Raw genomic sequence first — 16,694 nt, 5'->3', positions numbered from 1 at the left:
GCTTCCGTCCGTCACTCGCATGCCGCCACGACGACATTCGAAGTGAACGGCCAGTCGTTCGTAGGTCTCAATGTCAATGCCATGCACGACGACGAAATAGCTTAAGCAATCATCTTGGCTCACTGTAGTGATCATATTTTTACAGCCTACCTCACAGGCCAACTCGTCATTGGTGTCATAGCAGATAAATTCCGCTTTTGGCCCACTCCTGCCAGTGGCGACCGGCTGTATTGGGTCGTTTTCTTCCGTCTCGCGACGGGCAGAAGACGACCCATAGCTGTCATTAAATTGAGGTAACGAAGCGGGTTTCGAGACCTACACTTACTGGCGGTAGCGCATTAATCAATACGACGGCGTCGTCGCCCTGGTTAAGGTAGATCAATGAGTCACCGGTCTCGAACGTAACTCTGAATCCGGCCAGCCAAGGCTCTTGCCCGTTGAAAGAGTCAAGAATCCCCTCAACTGCGCAAATTTTTGTGTTCTCGAGGTGGGTTGCTGATAGACCTGCAAGTAGGTTTTCCCTCTTCCAGGAGCAGGTCACGTTCGGCTCTATCTCGAAGGAAACCGGCGTATCACAAGGCAACAAGTCCGCGCCTACTCTCTCGCCATCACTCAAGAGATACATGGATACAACTTCTCGCTCGCCAAAACGCCACTCTAGAGAACCTATGTCTCCCAGATCTTTCTCGTCGTTGAAATAGTACTGATCGTGCAGCAGCACACTCAGCCGCTTTCCCAAAAGCGAACGTGCGTTTTGTAGGTCTAGGGCAGCTCTTGTAGGGGATGGGGAGTGTCGGCTAGACATCGGGCACCTCATACAGGTGGGAAGAGAGGCAGATACTACACAAACGCCATTACGTCCGCTTCTGGCCGTTTTCTGCCGATCAAGGCCACCCAGTGTGCTGGTCAAATCCGATGCAAACGATTGGTCAAGTCGAATGCAAATGGGTGGTCAAGTCCATGCAACTACGCATCTAGGGAATCGAGATGACCAGCGTGATTTCCAATCACCAGGTGGTGAGGACTGCTGATATGCAATGCGACTGGCTCGAGGTAGATTGACTACCTGAAAACACGGCGGGAGAACATCATGGAAGACACCCCTTTGCTTGCGTCATTACTCACGCGCATGAATGAAAACCAACTGGCGCTGGGGGCAGCTATCGAGGAGCTGTCAAACTGGGTTGAGCAAAGAGGATCTACAGAAGTGGCACAGAACATCCGTGGGGCACTAGAAACCCTGGATGGGAATGCAGGATTCATCACCCTTGCCCTCGCCTCATTGTCGGCAGAAAGTCGGACAAAAAAGTGACTACCTGGCCGAATGGCTATACATCACCTACCAACTGGTGGTGCTTTACCTAGCGGGGATACCAATACATCCGTAGGCAGAAGCATGCAGCGTGTATGCCCACGTGTATGCCTAACCGATAGGAACTTTACGAAACCCTTTAAATACAGTGCATTACAAGATCAGTTCAAATGACTGTGTACCACCAAGTACCGATCCATAGACGTCTACAGCAGTCTATGAATCACCTCAAGAAGCCCGCCTCGTGCGGGCTTTCTTGTTTCTGGCTGTTCACCTCTGTCTCCCCCTATCCGGCCATGCTGCAAAAATAACGGCGATCATTGCTGAGCTGGGTTAGTGCACGGACTTGCCCACCTATTTGCATTCGACCGGACCAGTCATTTGCATCGGATTTGACCAGTACGATTCGTGGGCATGACCGGCAATCGGCCGATTGTGTTGAAAAAGTCCGGCTTGGTTCCCACGGCTGAAAAGTACACGTCTGAGATTGAAATCCTTACCTTCAGCAGAGGCTGCCTGACTCGGATTTCACGTAGCAGCGTGCAAAAAAGGTGTTTTCACCCATCAATATTCGAGCAGTTTTGGAAAACCGACTTTTTCAACAGAATCGGCCGATATCCGCTACCACCCTGAAACTCACGCACTATCTGCACAACCAGCGGCTTCACATATTTCTCAATGGTATCAATCTCCGGCGGATCATCATGGCGCACCCACTCCCCCTGATCAAAGGCCTGATAAAGCGAGAAAGCAGGCTGCGGCATGTCATTGGTCATGCCCACATCAACGATGGCAGCGATGAGCCCGTTCATGACGCCATCGCAGAACTCGTAAGTCAAAGCCCCTGCCAAGTAGCCTTCAGCAACCGCTATGGATAGCTCGTTCAGCAAATTGCTGGGGGCCACGCCGAATTCCTCGCAGGTGGCAGCAAGATCATTCAACGTTAAACCGTAGGCTTCGGCTTCAACCAAAAGCTTATTGCGTTGGTTCTTTGGCAACCTCCCGTCCACGGTTCCCTTCCACGTTGCGGATGTCGTACCCGTGTCACTCATAATACTTCCCAGCCAGCAAAATGGCCGCACAGCGATGCCAAACATTGGGTATCGACCTATCCTCTTGGGCAAGTCGGGAACTGGCGTCTGCCCACGAAGCTGCCGCATCAAAAAACGCGTCAACGGACACATTTTCCCAGCCAAGAGCACTTGGCCCATAGACCGATGAAGGCGATGTCTTTTCAATTAAACGCCCGCTGGCGAAATCTACACCGAGGGCTTCGATAAATCGTATGAACGACGGTTCATCTCTGACGTGCGCCAACAACTCATGAAGATCTACAGGGCTATGCATAGGTTTCCTGGAAGCACTTAATGATTGATCACATGCTGCTGCACAGCATCGTGAACGGTCAACTCGGCTATCCAGGCTTTCAGGCCGGGGATGTGATGCGCAGTGACCGCTTCTGGCCGAGGCTGTGTAAAAACGTTTTTCAGCGCGACAGGTACTCAAAACCGGACTGAAGATCGCGCTTCTACGCGAAATCCACATCTGCTGACGTGCCGATAAATTTCAGATTTAACGTAGACGCGCACACTTCAATTTTGGCGAAGCGTTTTTACACACTCAGGGCCGGTAGCGGCCCTCTAAGCGAAAGCCCCTAATTTGATAACACCCTCCTTAATCATCACAAACCGCTCCTCCCAGAGCATTCATTGATGTAACACCTATTTGCCATGTAACACGCATATCGGCAAATCAGTCACAGCTGTGTAACGCCAAATAAATCATTTAAAATCATACAGTTATCTACTTCAGCAACACGCGCAACACCCGTAACACGGTTTTATCAGGGTATCCCCCTAGCCCCATTAGTATTGCTCCTCCAGCGAAGCGAGGCGGGTCATGCTCTTGGCTTTGGTTCGATAGTGGGGACCCTGGAGCATTCTTGAAGGTACGGGGCAAAGAACCCGCAGGATCGTGTTAGCGGAAAGTCACCCAGCTTAGTGAACAGGTGAACCAGGTGAACTCCAGTTCACGGTAATTGCACGGACTTGCCCACCTATTTGCATTCGACCGGACCAGTCATGTACATCGGATTTGACCAGCACGACTCGTGCGCATGACCGGCAGAAATCGGCCGATTGTGTTGAAAAAGTCGGCCATGGTTTCCACGGCAGAAAAGTATGCGCTTGAGATTGAAATCTTTACTTTGAGCAGAGGGTTCCGGGCTCAGATTTCGCGTAGCCGCGCACAAAAAAGGCATCTTCAGCAGTCAGTACATGCGCAGCCTGGAAGGATCGACTTTTTCAACACAATCGGCCAGAAACGGCCGTTCACCTGAGATAAATTTTGAACGTCCCAACGCTTGGAATGAGTCCCTCGTAGCCGCAAAACAAAGCCTGTTAACATGCCTCTCAACGCGTCGCACATTGACCTATCCGAAGAAAATCTTTAAGCGCCGCCTGATAGAGCGCCAATGGCTGATTGTCCGTATTGAATAGTGCAAACGGAATCATCGTGAGATGTGAAAACGACGTGGAGTTTATCGAGTAGGTTTTCTGCCTGCAAAAGCGCTGATCCTTATTCAATATAAAATCAAACTTGAAAAGGTTTGTCCGCGTACACCAACTGGGGATCAAACCCAGACTCAGGCCCGTCAAGTAATCTTGTCCGCAAGCGCCGCCAGATGAGAATTCCGAGATCTTTATTTCTAATGCCGGCAGGGTCGGGGCGGCAAGGCTGGAGCCCGTATCCTGTACATCGGGAATAACTTTGAGTGTCGCTGCGTATGCGTCCTTGCCGAAGCGACTGTCTTTCCATGGGGAGTTTATTGCGTAACTGAAGCTGGAGATGATTTCTTTTGTTTCGGGCTCAGCGGGTTCGTTGATTGTCGGCTGGGACGAATAAGATGTGCAGCCGGAACAGAGTATCGCAATGCTGACAAACACAAACCCGTTGGCTATTTTGCGACGCATACTCAGTTTTCCCTAACTATCAATTAGCCGACATTCCTGTCACTTAATGCCGTATAGCATTTTTTCTACACGCCGGATTGCTGAATCAGAATAACAGGACAGACTGTACGCGCGACACATCGGGAGAGAGAAAAGGCCGCCGCCATGCTTTTTTTGCCCCAATCCAATCCAATCCAATCCAATCCAATCCAATCCAATGCGAACCCGCGAACTTTGCGCCACTAACAGGGAGAAAATAATGAAGCAGGACGCCAGCAAGCGCTCATCAATTCATACCGGCTTGGGCACTGTCATCGCACGCCTGGGGCTGTTGCTCATCGTGCCGTTGGCTGTCGGGGGCTGCACCTTCAAGAAAACCGATGTCCAGAACCCGGCCGAGATGGCCAAGTACGACCCCGCCAGTACGGCGCGCATCCGCCTGATCAGCGGGCAAGGGGCATACGCAGGTTTCGTATCCGGCCAAAGTTGCGAGCAGTATTTCAACGACACTTACAGAAAAGCGCTGGCCGCCCGCGAGCGGCCGCAAGGATGGAATCCTTCGCGTATCGAGCCCAGCGGTCAGAGCACGGATATCTTCGGCATGTGGCCTTCCGACTACCAGAACAATGTCATCGGCATGCCGGCCTCCCCGGTCAGCGCGAAGATCGATGAGACGCGCAGGTACTTCGATGAACGTGTGGTCCCGGCCGGCCAGCCGCTGATCGTGTTTGTGGCGTTCGTCACGTCCGGGTCCAGTTGCTCTTCAGCGCCCGTGAGTTTCGTGCCACGCGCAGGCGCCGACTATGAAGTCCGGCAGGCATTCCAGTCGCAAACATTCCAGACAACGTGCCGCAATGAGGTGGTTGAGTTGAAAGCCGGCGAGGAAAAACCGATGTCCCCGAATTACTGCATCCAGGACTCGTCGGGCGATTATCACACCCGCAGCGTTACCCCTGTCAGCCAGGCTGGGCTATAGGATGGCTGACCAAATGCATACTCGTCCCTGCCGTGGCCTTCGCACGGGAACGAAAATGGATCACGGAGACGGAGGAGGCGGTGCTGTCGGCCGCCATAAAATTGAAGGTCGTAAAATCTGCAGATGTAGCAGCCGTACTCCCTCAGCAGTCGAGCAATCAACGGACTTACCTGATCAAAAAGCTGGTGGACCAAGGGATGCTTCTACCGCTAAACGCAGGCGCGAGGCAGTACACGATCGGATTTTCTAACAACTCTCTCATTCGAGGTGTAATCAAGTCTCTCAGGGAACAAGGCTTCATACCTGAGCCGCTGGAAAGCCCCTAAGCATCGATTAAAAACCGGATGAGCGGAAATCGCCCTTCGCTGTGCAGCAGTCCATGAATCACCTCAAGAAGCCCGCCTCGTGCGGGTTTTCTTGTTTTTGACTGCCTCTCCTTACCCCCCTCCACCTTCCCCCCGCATATCCCCTACCCCTCCAGCGCGGCCACCAACCCCTTCACACCTAAAGGTTTACCGGGCTACTGCCGATACGCTTGGACAGTCCCCCCCAAAAGACCCAGTGAACTCAATACGCCATGAATAAAAGTCTTCGTTTCAGTCACAAAATTCTTTTGGCCGTGTCGCTGATAGTGATGCTCGCCTTCACCCTATTCACGTTGTACAACGACTATTTACAGCGCAATGCCACTCGCACCAGCCTGGAAAACTATTTGACTGAAATGGGTGACTCTACCTCCACCAATATTCGCAACCTGCTGGAGGGGCGGATTAATTTGGTGAGGAATCTGGCACAGAACATTGCCAGGGAGCCTGCCAATGCCGAGACGCTGATGGATGAGAGCGTCCTGACCTCAAGTTTTCTCACCGACTACCTGGGCAAGGTCGACGGCAGTTTCAGTATTCGTCCGAACACCAAGATGCCCGATGGCTATGACCCGCGTTCCCGCGCTTGGTACAAGGACGGTATGAACGCCAACGGCGCCATACTGACTGAGCCTTATATTGATCTGGCCACCAACAAGATGGTCATTAGTGTCATCAGCAAGGTTTCCAACAGCATCGGTGTGGTCGGCGGTGACCTGGCGTTGGATGGTCTGGTGGAACTGATCAACTCGTTGAAGTTTGGCGGCATGGGCTATGCGTTCCTGGTCAACGATCAGGGCAAGATCCTAGTCCATCCGGACAAAGCGCTGGTCATGAAGTCGCTTTCGGATTTGTACCCTACACACACACCGAAACTTTCCGGTGAGCTGACCGAGGTCCAGTTCAACGGGCAAGCCCGCTTGCTGACCTTCGCACCGATCAAAGGTCTACCTTCCGCCAACTGGTACATCGGCCTGTCTATCGATAAAGACAAGGCTTACGCGACGCTGAGCCAATTCCGCTATTCGGCGGTGATTGCCACCATCGTTGCGGTGATCCTCATCATCGTCCTGCTGACTTTTCTGATCCGCGTACTGCTCCAACCGCTGCACGCGATGACCCGCGCAATGGAGGACATTGCCCAAGGCGAAGGTGACCTCACCAAACGCCTGGTTATCCACACGCAAGACGAGTTCGGCACCCTGGGCAATGCGTTCAACGATTTTGTCGAACGTATCCACACCTCGATCCGAGAAGTCTCCTCAGCGACCGAGCACGTCAACGAGGTGGCGATGCGCGTGGTCAGCGCCTCCAACTCATCGATGCTCAACTCCGACGAACAGGCCAGCCGTACCAACAGTGTTGCCGCTGCCATCAACGAACTCGGCGCTGCGGCTCAGGAAATAGCCCGTAATGCCGCTCAGGCCTCGCAACAGGCCAGCGACGCGCGGGGTATGGCTGAGCAGGGTCAGCAAGTGGTCGAGCGCAACATCAGCGCAATGAATCAGCTGTCGGAAATGCTCAGCGCATCGAGTACGAATATCGAATCGCTGAACAGCAAAACGGTGAATATCGGGCAGATCCTTGAGGTGATCACCAGTATTTCCCAACAAACCAACCTGCTCGCGCTCAACGCCGCTATCGAGGCCGCACGGGCCGGGGAAGCCGGACGCGGGTTTGCGGTGGTGGCCGATGAAGTACGCAACCTGGCGCATCGCACCCAGGAGTCGGCACAACAGGTGCAAAAAATGATCGAGGAGCTGCAAGTCGGCGCCCGGGATTCGGTCAGCACCATGGGCGACAGCCAGCGCCATAGCCAAGACAGCATGGAAATCGCCAACCTGGTCGGCGAGCGCTTGAACAGCGTGACCCAGCGCATCGGCGAGATCGATGGCATGAACCAGTCGGTCGCCACCGCCACCGAGGAACAGACCTCGGTGGTGGAGTCGATCAACATGGACATTACCGAGATCAACACGCTCAATCAGGAAGGCGTGGAAAACCTGCAATCGACCCTGCGCGCCTGCGCCGACCTGGAACAGCAGGCGGCACGGCTGAAGCATCTGGTGGGCAGTTTCCGCATCTGACCTATTCCAGGCGCCGATCCATAGACGTCCACGGTCGTCTATGAATCCCCAAGAAGCCCGCCTCGTGCGGGCTTTCTTGTTTCTGCGGTTCCACTCTATGGCTGGAATGGATGGCGCGGTTACAGCATGCGCAAATCCAGCGGCAACAGGCGGATATCACCGGCATGGAGTACCGGGCGCGGTAACGGCAAAAAACGCAGACAAAGCGGCGACTTTACGCATGATGTTCTCTTCAAATTATTAAGGCGGTAGGGATGCAAAAAATGCTGATCTTCCCGCAACAATCCGAAAAACATGCCAACACAATAAAATCATATATTTCAATTAGTTAAATAAACTTAACAACTATTTATCGCAGGTATTAATCCGCACTTTGTGAACTCGGCGTTGCACTGTAAACACTTGGCACACGTTAAGCTTGTCTGGCACACAAACAAAAAAAGGAAAGGCTTACGACCTTTCCTTTTTCAACACGCAACACCGCCTAAGCCTGCGCAGCGCCCAGGTAATAGTTCTGCATTTGCTTACGTGTCGCCAGTTCGGCTGCCGAGCCTTCGTCCACTACCCGACCGTTCTCCAGCACAAACGCGTAATGCGCGTAATCCAGGGCGATGTTGATGTTCTGCTCGGCCACCAGCAGGCTCAACCCCTCATTGCGATTGAGCCGGGCAAGGATCTCGAAGATTTCTTCGACCACCTGGGGCGCCAGGCCCATGGACGGTTCGTCCAGCAACAACAGGCACGGCTCGGACATCAGCGCACGACCGATCGCGACCATTTGCTGCTCGCCACCGGAGGTCAGGCCCGCCAGGCGTTTGCGCAGCAGGCGCAACCTTGGGAAGTAGCCGTAGATGCGCTCCAGACGCTGGTTCAACACCTTGCGCGACGGTCGCCCGGAAAAGCCGCCGATCAGCAGGTTCTGCTCGACCGTCAGGTGCGTGAAGCAATGTCGCCCTTCAAGCACCTGGGCCAACCCCGACAGCACCAGGTTGGCGGGGTCGCTCTCGGTGACCACGTGCCCTTGGTAAACCACCCGGCCCTCGGTCACTTCACCGCGCTCTGCGCGCACCAGGCTGGAGATGGCCTTGAGGGTGGTGCTTTTGCCCGCACCATTCGCCCCGAGCAACGCCACCATCTGCCCCTTGCCGACCTGTAGCGTGACGCCGCGCAAGGCGAGGATCGACTGTTCGTAGAAGACAACGACCTGCTCGACGCTCAGCAAGGGTGGGTTGGCGTATAGGCTCTGGCTCATCGGACCTTATTGCTCCTGGCTGCAATTGCGCGGGGTGATGCCTTTTTCCTTGGCGTACTGGGCAGCGGAAGCCTCGATGATCGGCCGCAACAACGCACGGTCGGCCTGGACCCAGTCGCTGATCAGGTTCCAGCGCTGGCCGTCCCATTGCTGAAAGCGCACCGCACCGCCGCCTTCATGATCGGCGCACGACAACTTCAACGGCTGCACCAGGCCCTTGGCGCCCAATGCCTGCAACCGCGCATCGTCGAGGTTCAGGTGTTCGAAGCCCCAACGCACCTGCTCGCCGGTCAATGGCTTGGCGCCGTATTTGGCCTGCGCAAGGCGCACGGCTTCGACGTTGAGAATGCCGTTCACCACACCGAGGTTGTAGTACACCGTACCGAAGCGCTTCGGATCGGCCAGGTTGCCCTTGCCGGCGTCCACCACGCTTTGCTTGATGCCCTGCAGCACCGGGAAATCTGTGCCGGAAGGGTGGGTGGTGATGGAAATGAAGCCTTTGGCGGCCGCGCCTGCCGGCACCACGTCCTCTTCCGAGTTACTCCAGATGTTGCCGATGATGTGATCCACCGGGTAACCGACCTTTTGCGCGGACTTCAGCGCCACCGGATTCATCACCCCCCAACCGCGCAGGATCACCCAGTCCGGCTTGAGGCGACGGATATTGAGCCACTGCGATTGCTGCTCGTTGCCGGGGTGCGGCACTTCCAGCAGGGTCAGTTCGAAACCGGCGTTCTTCGCCAGGGTTTCCAGGACGCCATTGGTTTCCTTGCCATACGGGGAGCCGTGGTACAGCACGGCGATTTTCTTGCCTTTGAGTTTGTCGGCCCCGCCTTCGCGCGTGCCGATGTAGTTGATGATTGCCGAGACTTCCGAATACGGGTTGAGCTGCAACGGGAACACGTAAGGGAACACGCTACCGTCGGTGGAGTCGGTGCGGCCGTGGTTGATGGTGATCAGTGGCAATTTGTCGGCCGTCGAACGGTCCAGCGTCGCGTAGGCAATGCCCACCGACAGCGGGTTGGTCGCGGCGGCCGGCGCACCATTAAGGCCGCCCTTGAGGCGCTCGTAGCATTCGACGCCCTTCTCCACCACATACTCCGTTTCGCACTCGCTCCAGGTCAGCTTGACGCCGTTCACTCCACCCTTTGCGTTGATGTATTGCAGGTAGTCGATAAAGCCGCCGAAGAAGCCGGTGCCACCGGCGGCGTAAGGTCCGACCCGATAGCTCTGCAAGGGGAAGTACTGTTCGTTGTCGGCGTGAGCGCCGGCACTGAGCCCGGCGGTGATCAAGGCCAAGCCTAATAGCAGGCGGCGCAGCGGTGTGCGGTGAGTCATGAAGGCAGTTCCTCGTGAACGAAGGATGGGGGTCAGGGATGAGAACAATCAGTAACGCAGCGGCCAGATCCGCGCCCGTTGGCGAAAGCGTTGCCACAGTCGGGCCAGGCCCTCGGGTTCCTTGATCAGAAAAGCGATGATCAACGCGCCAAAGAGCATTTTCTGCAGGTTTTCCAACTGGCCGGAATCGATCAGCCCGCCGGGCAACAGCCCGAAGAGGTTGGCCAGCAGAATCGGGAACAGCACGATAAAAGCGGCGCCCAGGACATTGCCGAGCACACTGCCCAGGCCGCCGATAATGATGATGAAGAGCACTTGAAATGAGCGGCTGAGATCGAAGCCGTGGGGCTCCACCGTGCCCAGGTAGGCAAACGCCCACAGCGAACCGGCAACCCCGAGGTAGAAGCCACTGATGGCAAACGCCAGCAGCTTGGCCTTGAACAGGCGGATGCCGATCACGGCGGCGGCGGTGTCCATGTCGCGCACGGCCATCCAGTTGCGGCCCAACTCGCTGCGCACCAGGTTTTTGCCCAGCCAGAACAGCACCACGACCACCGCCAGGGTCAGCAGATAACGCCCACGGGGCGAACTGAAATCCAGCCCCGCGATGAGCAGCGGTGGCGAGGTGATGACCCCGGAGGCGTTGTCGTTGGTAAACCAACTGAACCGGGTCAGTACCCACTCCACCACGAACTGCGCGGCCAGGGTCGCCACCAGCAGGTAAAAGCCCTTGATCCGCAGGCTCGGCAAACCGAAGAGCACAGCCACCAGCGCAGCAATCACTCCGCCCAGCGCGAAACTCACCAGCAGCGGCAAACCCGGCACGCGCAACTGCAGGTTGTAGGCCGCGAACGCCCCCACCGCCATGAACGCCGCCGACCCGAGGGACAGCTGCCCGGCATAACCGGTCAACAGGTTCAGCCCCAGCCCCGCCAGGGACAACACCAGCAGCGGCAACAGAATCGCACTGAACCAATAGTCATTGCCCAGCCAGGGCACCGCAATGAAGGCAACCCCCAAGAACAGCCACAGGCCTACGCGGTCCTGGCGCAAGCGGAACGTGCGCCGTTCCATCGCATAAGAGGTGCTCAGTTGACCGGCTTCTCGATAAAGCATGAAGGCATTCCTTGAAAAAAATCAGACCCGTTCGATCGCCCGCTCGCCGAATAACCCGGCAGGCCGCACCAACAGAAACAGCATGGCGAGGACGTAAGGCACCCAGTTTTCGATGCCGCTGCCGATGATCGGGCCGAGGTAAATCTCCGCGACTTTTTCCGCCGCACCGATGATCAACCCGCCGACAATCGCCCCGCCGATGGAGGAGAAACCGCCGATGATCAACACCGGCAAGGCCTTGAGCACCACCAATGACAAGGAGAACTGCACCCCCAGACGAGCGCCCCAGAGCAACCCGGCCACCAGCCCGACGAACCCCGCCACCGCCCAGACCAGCGCCCAGATGCGTGGCAGGCGGATGCCCACGGCCAGGGACGCCAACGGATCATCGGCAACCGCGCGCAGCGACAAACCGACCCGGGTCCGGTTGAACAGCAGCGACAAGGCGATCACCAAAGTGGCCGCCGTTCCGGCCGCAAACAGGTCGAATTGCGAGAGCAACATGCCGCGGATTTCCAGCGGCTCGTCGGCGATGCCCAATTCCAGACCGTGGACTTGAGCGCCCCAAAGAAACTGCGCAAAACCTTCGATCATGTAGGACAGCCCGAGCGTGGCCATGAACAGGATGATCGGTGCGCGATTGACCAGGGGCCGCAGCACCATTTTTTCGATCAGCAACGCCAGCACCACCATGCTCGCCAGCGTGACAACAAACGCCCACACGAACGGGAAGCCGCGTTCGAGCAGGCTGACAAAGGTCAGCGCGGCGAACAGCACCATTGCCCCCTGGGCGAAATTGAACACCCCGGAGGCCTTGTAGATCAGGACAAAACCAATCGCCACCAGGGAGTACATGACGCCCGCCAGCAGCCCGCCAATCAGCACTTCGAAGAAAAATTGCATGTTCAGTGGCTCTCCGCACGGGAACGCCGCGTGCCCAGGTAAGCGGCGATCACATCGGGATTGGCGCGCACTTGCTCGGGCGTGCCATCGCCGATCTTGCGGCCGTAATCGAGCACGACCACGTGGTCACACAAGCCCATGACCACCCCGATGTCGTGTTCGATCAGCACCACGGTGGTGCCGAACTCACGGTTGATGTCGCGGATGAATTGGCTCATCTGGCCCTTCTCTTCAGCGTTCATGCCGGCCATGGGTTCATCCAACAGCAACAACCTGGGCTCAGCGGCCAGGGCGCGGGCCAGTTCGACACGTTTCTGCAAGCCGTAAGGCAACTTGCCCACCAGCACATGGCGCCAAGGGTGGATGCGCAGAAACTCGATGATTTTTTCCGCGTGACGGCGCTGCTCGTCATCCTCGCGAGGCGCACGGCCCAGGCGCAGCACCTGTTCGACCCAACTGCTGCGGCGCTTGAGGTTGCGGCCGGTCAGCACGTTGTCGAGCACGCTCATGCCCTTGAACAGCGCGATGTTTTGAAAGGTCCGCGCAATACCGCGTTCGGCGGCCTGGTGCGGGCGCATGCGCCGCCGGGCCTGTCCGGCATAGGTGACGCTGCCGCTCTGGGCCTGGTAGACGCCGTTGATCACATTGAGCAGCGAACTTTTGCCCGCGCCGTTGGGGCCGATCAATGCACAGATTTCCCCAGCCTTCACGGCGAAGCTGATGGAGGTAATGGCCTTGACCCCCTTGAACGACAGGGAGATGTCATCGAGCCGCAGTAATTCGGATTCAGTGGTTGCGCTCATAGGGCTCGTCAGACGGATTGAGAAATCTGGGGGGTGCGGGTATCGGCACGCTCCTGCCGGGCGGACGGCTCCTGCCAGGTGCCCGGATGGATACCCAGGGCACCAAAAAAAGCCGCGCTCTCTTGGCTCAGCGCAGGCCCGACCAGCAACGGCACGCGCAGGCGGCTCATGCCCAACACATCGAGCAAGGGTCTGCGGATCAGCCAGTAGCCGAGCCAGCGTCGAAAAACCTGCGCGTCCGGCACCATCGCCCAGCGATACAAGCGATGACCGAGCGTGCCGGGCAACGGCAGACGCTCTCGCGCCCACTGCTCCAGACGGGCATAGGACTCACGCGTGCCCAGCACCAGGGTTGGCCCCAACTCACGGCGGTCGGCGTCGCGCGTGGCCATGGCTTCCGGGAAATTCAGGCAGAACCCGGCGCAAAGCCAGGGCGCCAGCAGGTAACGCGCCTGACCGCTGGCGGCGAACACACGGGCCGCCAAGGCTTCTTCGGCGCCGCTCAGGTGCTCGCGCGCCACCAGCTTGCGGGCGCCTCCCAGCAACTGCGCATGGCTCAACCGCAGGGAAGGCCCGTGCGTATCGGCATGGAACACGAAGGCGACGGCTGCAGAGTCAGTGGCGCAGGCCGGCGGTTCCGCCGCCACGCCCGCGGACAAATCGGTGTAAGCACTCAACCCCTTCCCGTCACCGGCATTCAGGCCGCGCCCGTCGAGGAACAGCAATACACAGGGTGGAAGATCGGCATGCCGGACCTGTTGCACGGCATCCTGGGCTTCGGCCAGCACGAAGCTCGGGCGCAAACGGGCCAGCAATGCGCGGTTGTCGCGTTCGGGGTCCAGCAGGGTGACGCTGCCGCCCAGCCACTGCGCGGCCAGGGCCAGCAACAAGGCTTCGGAACGCGCCTGGCTGATGATCAGTAAATCGTCGTGGCGACCGAACCCGCGCTGATGCAGCGCTGCCGCAAGACGGCCGACCTCCTGCGCCAACTCGCTCCAACTGCGGGTGTGCCAAATGCCCAGGCGTTTGTAGCGCAGGGCTATCGCCGAACCTCGGGCTTGGGCTTGCTGTAACAACGCCAGCGGCAGTGTCTGGGCCATGGGGACTATCCTTCAGAGTGCTATACAGCCACTTTTGCAGTCTCCATGCCAAGATTTAAATCGTTACTTATCAACAAGTTATATGCAATCTGCGTAAACAATCATGTATTGATTCGGCACAGCCTGCTTAAAGCCTGTTGCCCAGCGAACACTTCTCTCTTTGCGCCCAACTGTTTGCCAGGCAACAGCGTTTCAACACTTCTCCTCTTCCAGCGACAGTCATCGCCGCATACAAACCAATCATTACCTTATAAATCAACAAGTTGATCGGTTGGTACGATGCTTGCTCTCTTGGAACTATCGGCCACAGCCACAGACTTGTTCCAACAAGCGCCTCCATAGAGCCGGGCCGGCCCTGCGTTGCACAACCTGCTGCCGTCTTACCTTACCCAAGGCAGCGGGCTTCTTATTTTTGCAGCGAGGAGCATGTTGATGAGTCTTGATATTTTTTGGTTTCTGCCCACCTCCGGCGACACCCGTTATCTGGGCCGATCCGACAGCGGCCGCCCGGCCACCAACAAATACATGCAACAAATCGCGGTAGCCGCCGAGAGCCTGGGCTATGACGGGGTGTTGATTCCCACCGGCAGCAGTTGCCTGGACCCGTGGATTACCGCCGCCAGCCTGGTACCGGTCACCCATCGCCTGAAGTTGCTGGTGGCGCTGCGCACCTCGCTGGGCAACCCCACGGCGTCGGCCCGTCAGGCGGCCACACTGGACCAGGCCAGCAACGGCCGCCTGCTGCTCAACGTCGTACCCGGCGGCGATGCCACCGAGTTGGCCGCCGACGGTATTTTCCTCGACCACGACCAACGCTACGAAGCCGCTGGCGAGTTCCTGAGCGTTTGGCGGCGCTTGCTCAGTGGCGAGGTGGTGGATTTCACCGGTAAGCATGTGCGCGTCGAAGGCGCGCAGAACTTCTTCAAACCCGTGCAGCAACCGCACCCGCCCCTGTATTTTGGCGGGTCGTCCCCTGCCGCCCATGAGCTGGCGGCCCAACAGGTCGACGCCTACCTGACCTGGGGCGAACCGCCGGCGGCCGTGGCCGCGAAAATCGCCGATGTGCGCGAGCGTGCGAAAAAATATGGGCGCACCCTGCATTTCGGTGTGCGCCTGCATGTGATCGTGCGTGAAACCAACGAGCAGGCCTGGGCCGCGGCCGAAGAGCTGATCAGCCACCTCGACGACGATGTGATCGCCGACGCCCAAGAGAACTACGCCAAGATGGACTCCGAAGGCCAGCGCCGCATGGCCGCCCTGCACGGTGGACAGCGCGACAAGCTCGAGGTCTCGCCCAACCTGTGGGCCGGTGTCGGCCTCGTGCGCGGAGGCGCCGGTACGGCGCTGGTGGGCGACCCCGAGACCGTCGCCAAGCGTCTGCAGGAATATGCCGACCTCGGCGTAGACCGCTTTGTACTGTCCGGCTACCCGCACCTGGAAGAGGCTTTCCGCTTTGCCGAACTGGTGTTCCCGCTGTTGGGCAAACAGCCTGTCACGGTCCGCGACCAAGTACTCACCGGCGGCGCGTTCGACGTGCGGGCCGGCCATACATCGGCCAAGGAAGAGGCCACGGCATGAACGTGATTGATATGCGCTGCCGCCCGGCGTACCTGCACGATTTTTTCGGCGCCACCCCAGGCAGCGCCGAGACCGCCACCGCCCGCTGGCTGAACCGGCGGGTGGGCACGCGTGGCGACGACGAGCACTTCGCCCGCTCGCGCACACCCCAGGGGTTTCTCGATGAAGTGCGCGACGCCGGGTTGAGCCGGGCGGTGGTGGTCGGTCGGCACACACCCGGCCAGCATCTGCCCAACGACCTGATTCACAACATCGTGCGCGACCACACCGAGTTGCTCGGCATCGCCAGCATCGACCCGGCGCTGCAGGGTATCGAAGGCGCGCTGGGCGAGATCGAGCGCGCCATCTCGACACTGGGCCTGGCCGGGATCGACCTGGAGCCGGGGTTTGGCGAACCGGCCAGGCAGCCGGATGACCCGCTGTACTGGCCGATCTACGAGCATTTGCAGGCACGCGGCATTCCGCTGTTTCTGATGAGCGGGCCGACCACCCCGGACCCCGCCTTCAACAACCCCGAACACCTGGCCAAGGTCGCCCGGGCGTTCCCGCAGCTGTCGATCGTCTGCTACCACGGCTACTGGCCCAACGTGCAGCAAGCGCTGGGCGTGGCGTTCCGCTACCCGAACATCTACCTGGTGCCGGACATGTACCTGTTCCAGCCCGGCAGCGACGCCTACGTGCAAGCGACCAACGGCTTTCTGGCAGAGCAGTTGCTGTTCGGCTCGTCCTATCCGTTCCGCCCGATTCGTCAATCCATCGAGGATGTCCTGCGCCTGGGTTTCAAACCCGAGGTGCTCGACAACGTCCTCTACGGCAATGCCGCCCGGCTGTTTGGGCTGTAGAACACCTCGCGCTACACGCCGGGACCGGCCGTCATCCAGGGGCGGCCCGGCGCTGTTTTCAACATCAAGGA

At 58.1% G+C, this 16,694-nt stretch carries 16 protein-coding genes and 2 pseudogenes; 8 read left to right on the top strand and 10 right to left on the bottom strand.

Annotated features, from left to right (window positions below; all coding sequences use genetic code 11):
• Positions 1-283 precede the first annotated feature (283 nt).
• The gene (locus tag U5A08_RS03550; RefSeq protein WP_321850321.1) at positions 284-721 is read right to left on the bottom strand and encodes a hypothetical protein; all 438 of its coding nucleotides are present in this window, start codon (positions 719-721) and stop codon (positions 284-286) included.
• Between the two features lie 369 nt (positions 722-1,090).
• On the opposite strand from U5A08_RS03550, the gene U5A08_RS03545 reads away from it, so the two are divergent.
• A complete protein-coding gene (locus tag U5A08_RS03545) occupies positions 1,091-1,312 on the top strand; it encodes a hypothetical protein (RefSeq protein WP_321850319.1) in 222 nt (73 codons plus the stop codon).
• Between the two features lie 557 nt (positions 1,313-1,869).
• Here U5A08_RS03545 and U5A08_RS03540 read toward each other — a convergent pair.
• Both U5A08_RS03540 and U5A08_RS03535 read right to left on the bottom strand, forming a co-directional pair.
• Positions 1,870-2,310: a hypothetical protein gene (locus U5A08_RS03540; protein WP_321850317.1), complete on the bottom strand. Its 441-nt coding sequence runs from the start codon at positions 2,308-2,310 to the stop codon at positions 1,870-1,872.
• 46 nt (positions 2,311-2,356) lie between these two features.
• Complete coding sequence (locus U5A08_RS03535) at positions 2,357-2,659, bottom strand: DUF7660 family protein (RefSeq protein WP_093121147.1); 303 nt, start codon at positions 2,657-2,659, stop codon at positions 2,357-2,359.
• A 20-nt stretch (positions 2,660-2,679) separates the two neighbouring features.
• Here U5A08_RS03535 and U5A08_RS03530 point away from each other — a divergent pair, with 20 nt between their 5' ends.
• Positions 2,680-2,829: a hypothetical protein gene (locus U5A08_RS03530; RefSeq protein ID WP_321850310.1), complete on the top strand. Its 150-nt coding sequence runs from the start codon at positions 2,680-2,682 to the stop codon at positions 2,827-2,829.
• Positions 2,830-3,723: 894 nt separating this feature from the next.
• On the opposite strand, the gene U5A08_RS03525 is transcribed toward U5A08_RS03530, so the two are convergent.
• Positions 3,724-4,284, bottom strand: coding sequence for a hypothetical protein (locus U5A08_RS03525; RefSeq protein ID WP_253393271.1), 561 nt, complete (start codon positions 4,282-4,284; stop codon positions 3,724-3,726).
• Between the two features lie 238 nt (positions 4,285-4,522).
• Between U5A08_RS03525 and U5A08_RS03520 the strand changes: the two genes are divergently transcribed.
• The 4 genes and pseudogenes from U5A08_RS03520 (at position 4,523) to U5A08_RS29790 (ending at position 7,691) form a co-directional block, all read left to right on the top strand.
• A complete protein-coding gene (locus U5A08_RS03520; protein ID WP_321850307.1) occupies positions 4,523-5,239 on the top strand; it encodes a hypothetical protein in 717 nt (238 codons plus the stop codon).
• A gap of 2 nt (positions 5,240-5,241) precedes the next feature.
• Positions 5,242-5,565: pseudogene (locus tag U5A08_RS03515) on the top strand (Fic family protein); the annotation flags it as partial.
• 251 nt (positions 5,566-5,816) lie between these two features.
• Positions 5,817-6,833 (top strand): annotated as a pseudogene (locus U5A08_RS29795) (HAMP domain-containing protein); the annotation flags it as partial.
• A gap of 63 nt (positions 6,834-6,896) precedes the next feature.
• The gene (locus U5A08_RS29790) at positions 6,897-7,691 is read left to right on the top strand and encodes a methyl-accepting chemotaxis protein (RefSeq protein WP_425262668.1); all 795 of its coding nucleotides are present in this window, start codon (positions 6,897-6,899) and stop codon (positions 7,689-7,691) included.
• Positions 7,692-8,175: 484 nt separating this feature from the next.
• Here the strand turns inward: U5A08_RS29790 and U5A08_RS03505 are convergent, their stop codons facing one another.
• From U5A08_RS03505 to U5A08_RS03480, 6 genes are read right to left on the bottom strand one after another with little or no spacing between them, the layout of a single operon-like run.
• Positions 8,176-8,943, bottom strand: a complete 768-nt coding sequence (locus U5A08_RS03505) for an ABC transporter ATP-binding protein (RefSeq protein WP_253393269.1) — start codon at positions 8,941-8,943, stop codon at positions 8,176-8,178.
• 6 nt (positions 8,944-8,949) lie between these two features.
• Positions 8,950-10,281, bottom strand: coding sequence for an ABC transporter substrate-binding protein (locus U5A08_RS03500; protein ID WP_253393268.1), 1,332 nt, complete (start codon positions 10,279-10,281; stop codon positions 8,950-8,952).
• A gap of 48 nt (positions 10,282-10,329) precedes the next feature.
• Entirely contained in the window at positions 10,330-11,397 is a 1,068-nt protein-coding gene (locus U5A08_RS03495; RefSeq protein WP_321850301.1) for a branched-chain amino acid ABC transporter permease, read from the bottom strand.
• A gap of 21 nt (positions 11,398-11,418) precedes the next feature.
• Entirely contained in the window at positions 11,419-12,300 is an 882-nt protein-coding gene (locus U5A08_RS03490) for a branched-chain amino acid ABC transporter permease (protein ID WP_253393266.1), read from the bottom strand.
• A 2-nt stretch (positions 12,301-12,302) separates the two neighbouring features.
• Positions 12,303-13,103, bottom strand: a complete 801-nt coding sequence (locus tag U5A08_RS03485) for an ABC transporter ATP-binding protein (protein ID WP_253393265.1) — start codon at positions 13,101-13,103, stop codon at positions 12,303-12,305.
• Between the two features lie 8 nt (positions 13,104-13,111).
• Positions 13,112-14,203, bottom strand: coding sequence for an AMP-binding protein (locus U5A08_RS03480; RefSeq protein ID WP_321850298.1), 1,092 nt, complete (start codon positions 14,201-14,203; stop codon positions 13,112-13,114).
• A 432-nt stretch (positions 14,204-14,635) separates the two neighbouring features.
• Here U5A08_RS03480 and ssuD point away from each other — a divergent pair, with 432 nt between their 5' ends.
• On the top strand, positions 14,636-15,781 hold the full coding sequence (gene ssuD, locus U5A08_RS03475) for an FMNH2-dependent alkanesulfonate monooxygenase (RefSeq protein WP_128191646.1): 1,146 nt from the start codon (positions 14,636-14,638) through the stop codon (positions 15,779-15,781).
• A complete protein-coding gene (locus U5A08_RS03470; protein ID WP_321850294.1) occupies positions 15,778-16,623 on the top strand; it encodes an amidohydrolase family protein in 846 nt (281 codons plus the stop codon). The genes ssuD and U5A08_RS03470 overlap by 4 nt, the downstream gene beginning before the upstream one ends.
• Positions 16,624-16,694 lie beyond the last annotated feature (71 nt).

Origin of the sequence: Pseudomonas paraveronii, from assembly GCF_963681955.1 — a bacterium.
GTDB lineage: Bacteria > Pseudomonadota > Gammaproteobacteria > Pseudomonadales > Pseudomonadaceae > Aquipseudomonas > Aquipseudomonas paraveronii.
The sequence above is the reverse complement of the archived record's forward strand: the minus strand, read 5'-3'. Positions and strand labels throughout refer to the sequence as shown.

Bases quoted from the DNA above. Each gene is read 5' to 3' on its own strand.
- ssuD (WP_128191646.1), top strand. From the start codon at position 14,636: ATGAGTCTTGATATTTTTTGGTTTCTGCCCACCTCCGGCGACACCCGT.
- U5A08_RS03490 (WP_253393266.1), bottom strand. From the start codon at position 12,300: ATGCAATTTTTCTTCGAAGTGCTGATTGGCGGGCTGCTGGCGGGCGTC.
- U5A08_RS03520 (WP_321850307.1), top strand. From the start codon at position 4,523: ATGAAGCAGGACGCCAGCAAGCGCTCATCAATTCATACCGGCTTGGGC.
- U5A08_RS03485 (WP_253393265.1), bottom strand. From the start codon at position 13,103: ATGAGCGCAACCACTGAATCCGAATTACTGCGGCTCGATGACATCTCC.
- U5A08_RS03545 (WP_321850319.1), top strand. From the start codon at position 1,091: ATGGAAGACACCCCTTTGCTTGCGTCATTACTCACGCGCATGAATGAA.
- U5A08_RS03500 (WP_253393268.1), bottom strand. From the start codon at position 10,281: ATGACTCACCGCACACCGCTGCGCCGCCTGCTATTAGGCTTGGCCTTG.
- U5A08_RS03535 (WP_093121147.1), bottom strand. From the start codon at position 2,659: ATGCATAGCCCTGTAGATCTTCATGAGTTGTTGGCGCACGTCAGAGAT.
- U5A08_RS29790 (WP_425262668.1), top strand. From the start codon at position 6,897: ATGCGCGTGGTCAGCGCCTCCAACTCATCGATGCTCAACTCCGACGAA.
- U5A08_RS03530 (WP_321850310.1), top strand. From the start codon at position 2,680: ATGATTGATCACATGCTGCTGCACAGCATCGTGAACGGTCAACTCGGC.
- U5A08_RS03470 (WP_321850294.1), top strand. From the start codon at position 15,778: ATGAACGTGATTGATATGCGCTGCCGCCCGGCGTACCTGCACGATTTT.
- U5A08_RS03480 (WP_321850298.1), bottom strand. From the start codon at position 14,203: ATGGCCCAGACACTGCCGCTGGCGTTGTTACAGCAAGCCCAAGCCCGA.
- U5A08_RS03525 (WP_253393271.1), bottom strand. From the start codon at position 4,284: ATGCGTCGCAAAATAGCCAACGGGTTTGTGTTTGTCAGCATTGCGATA.
- U5A08_RS03495 (WP_321850301.1), bottom strand. From the start codon at position 11,397: ATGCTTTATCGAGAAGCCGGTCAACTGAGCACCTCTTATGCGATGGAA.
- U5A08_RS03505 (WP_253393269.1), bottom strand. From the start codon at position 8,943: ATGAGCCAGAGCCTATACGCCAACCCACCCTTGCTGAGCGTCGAGCAG.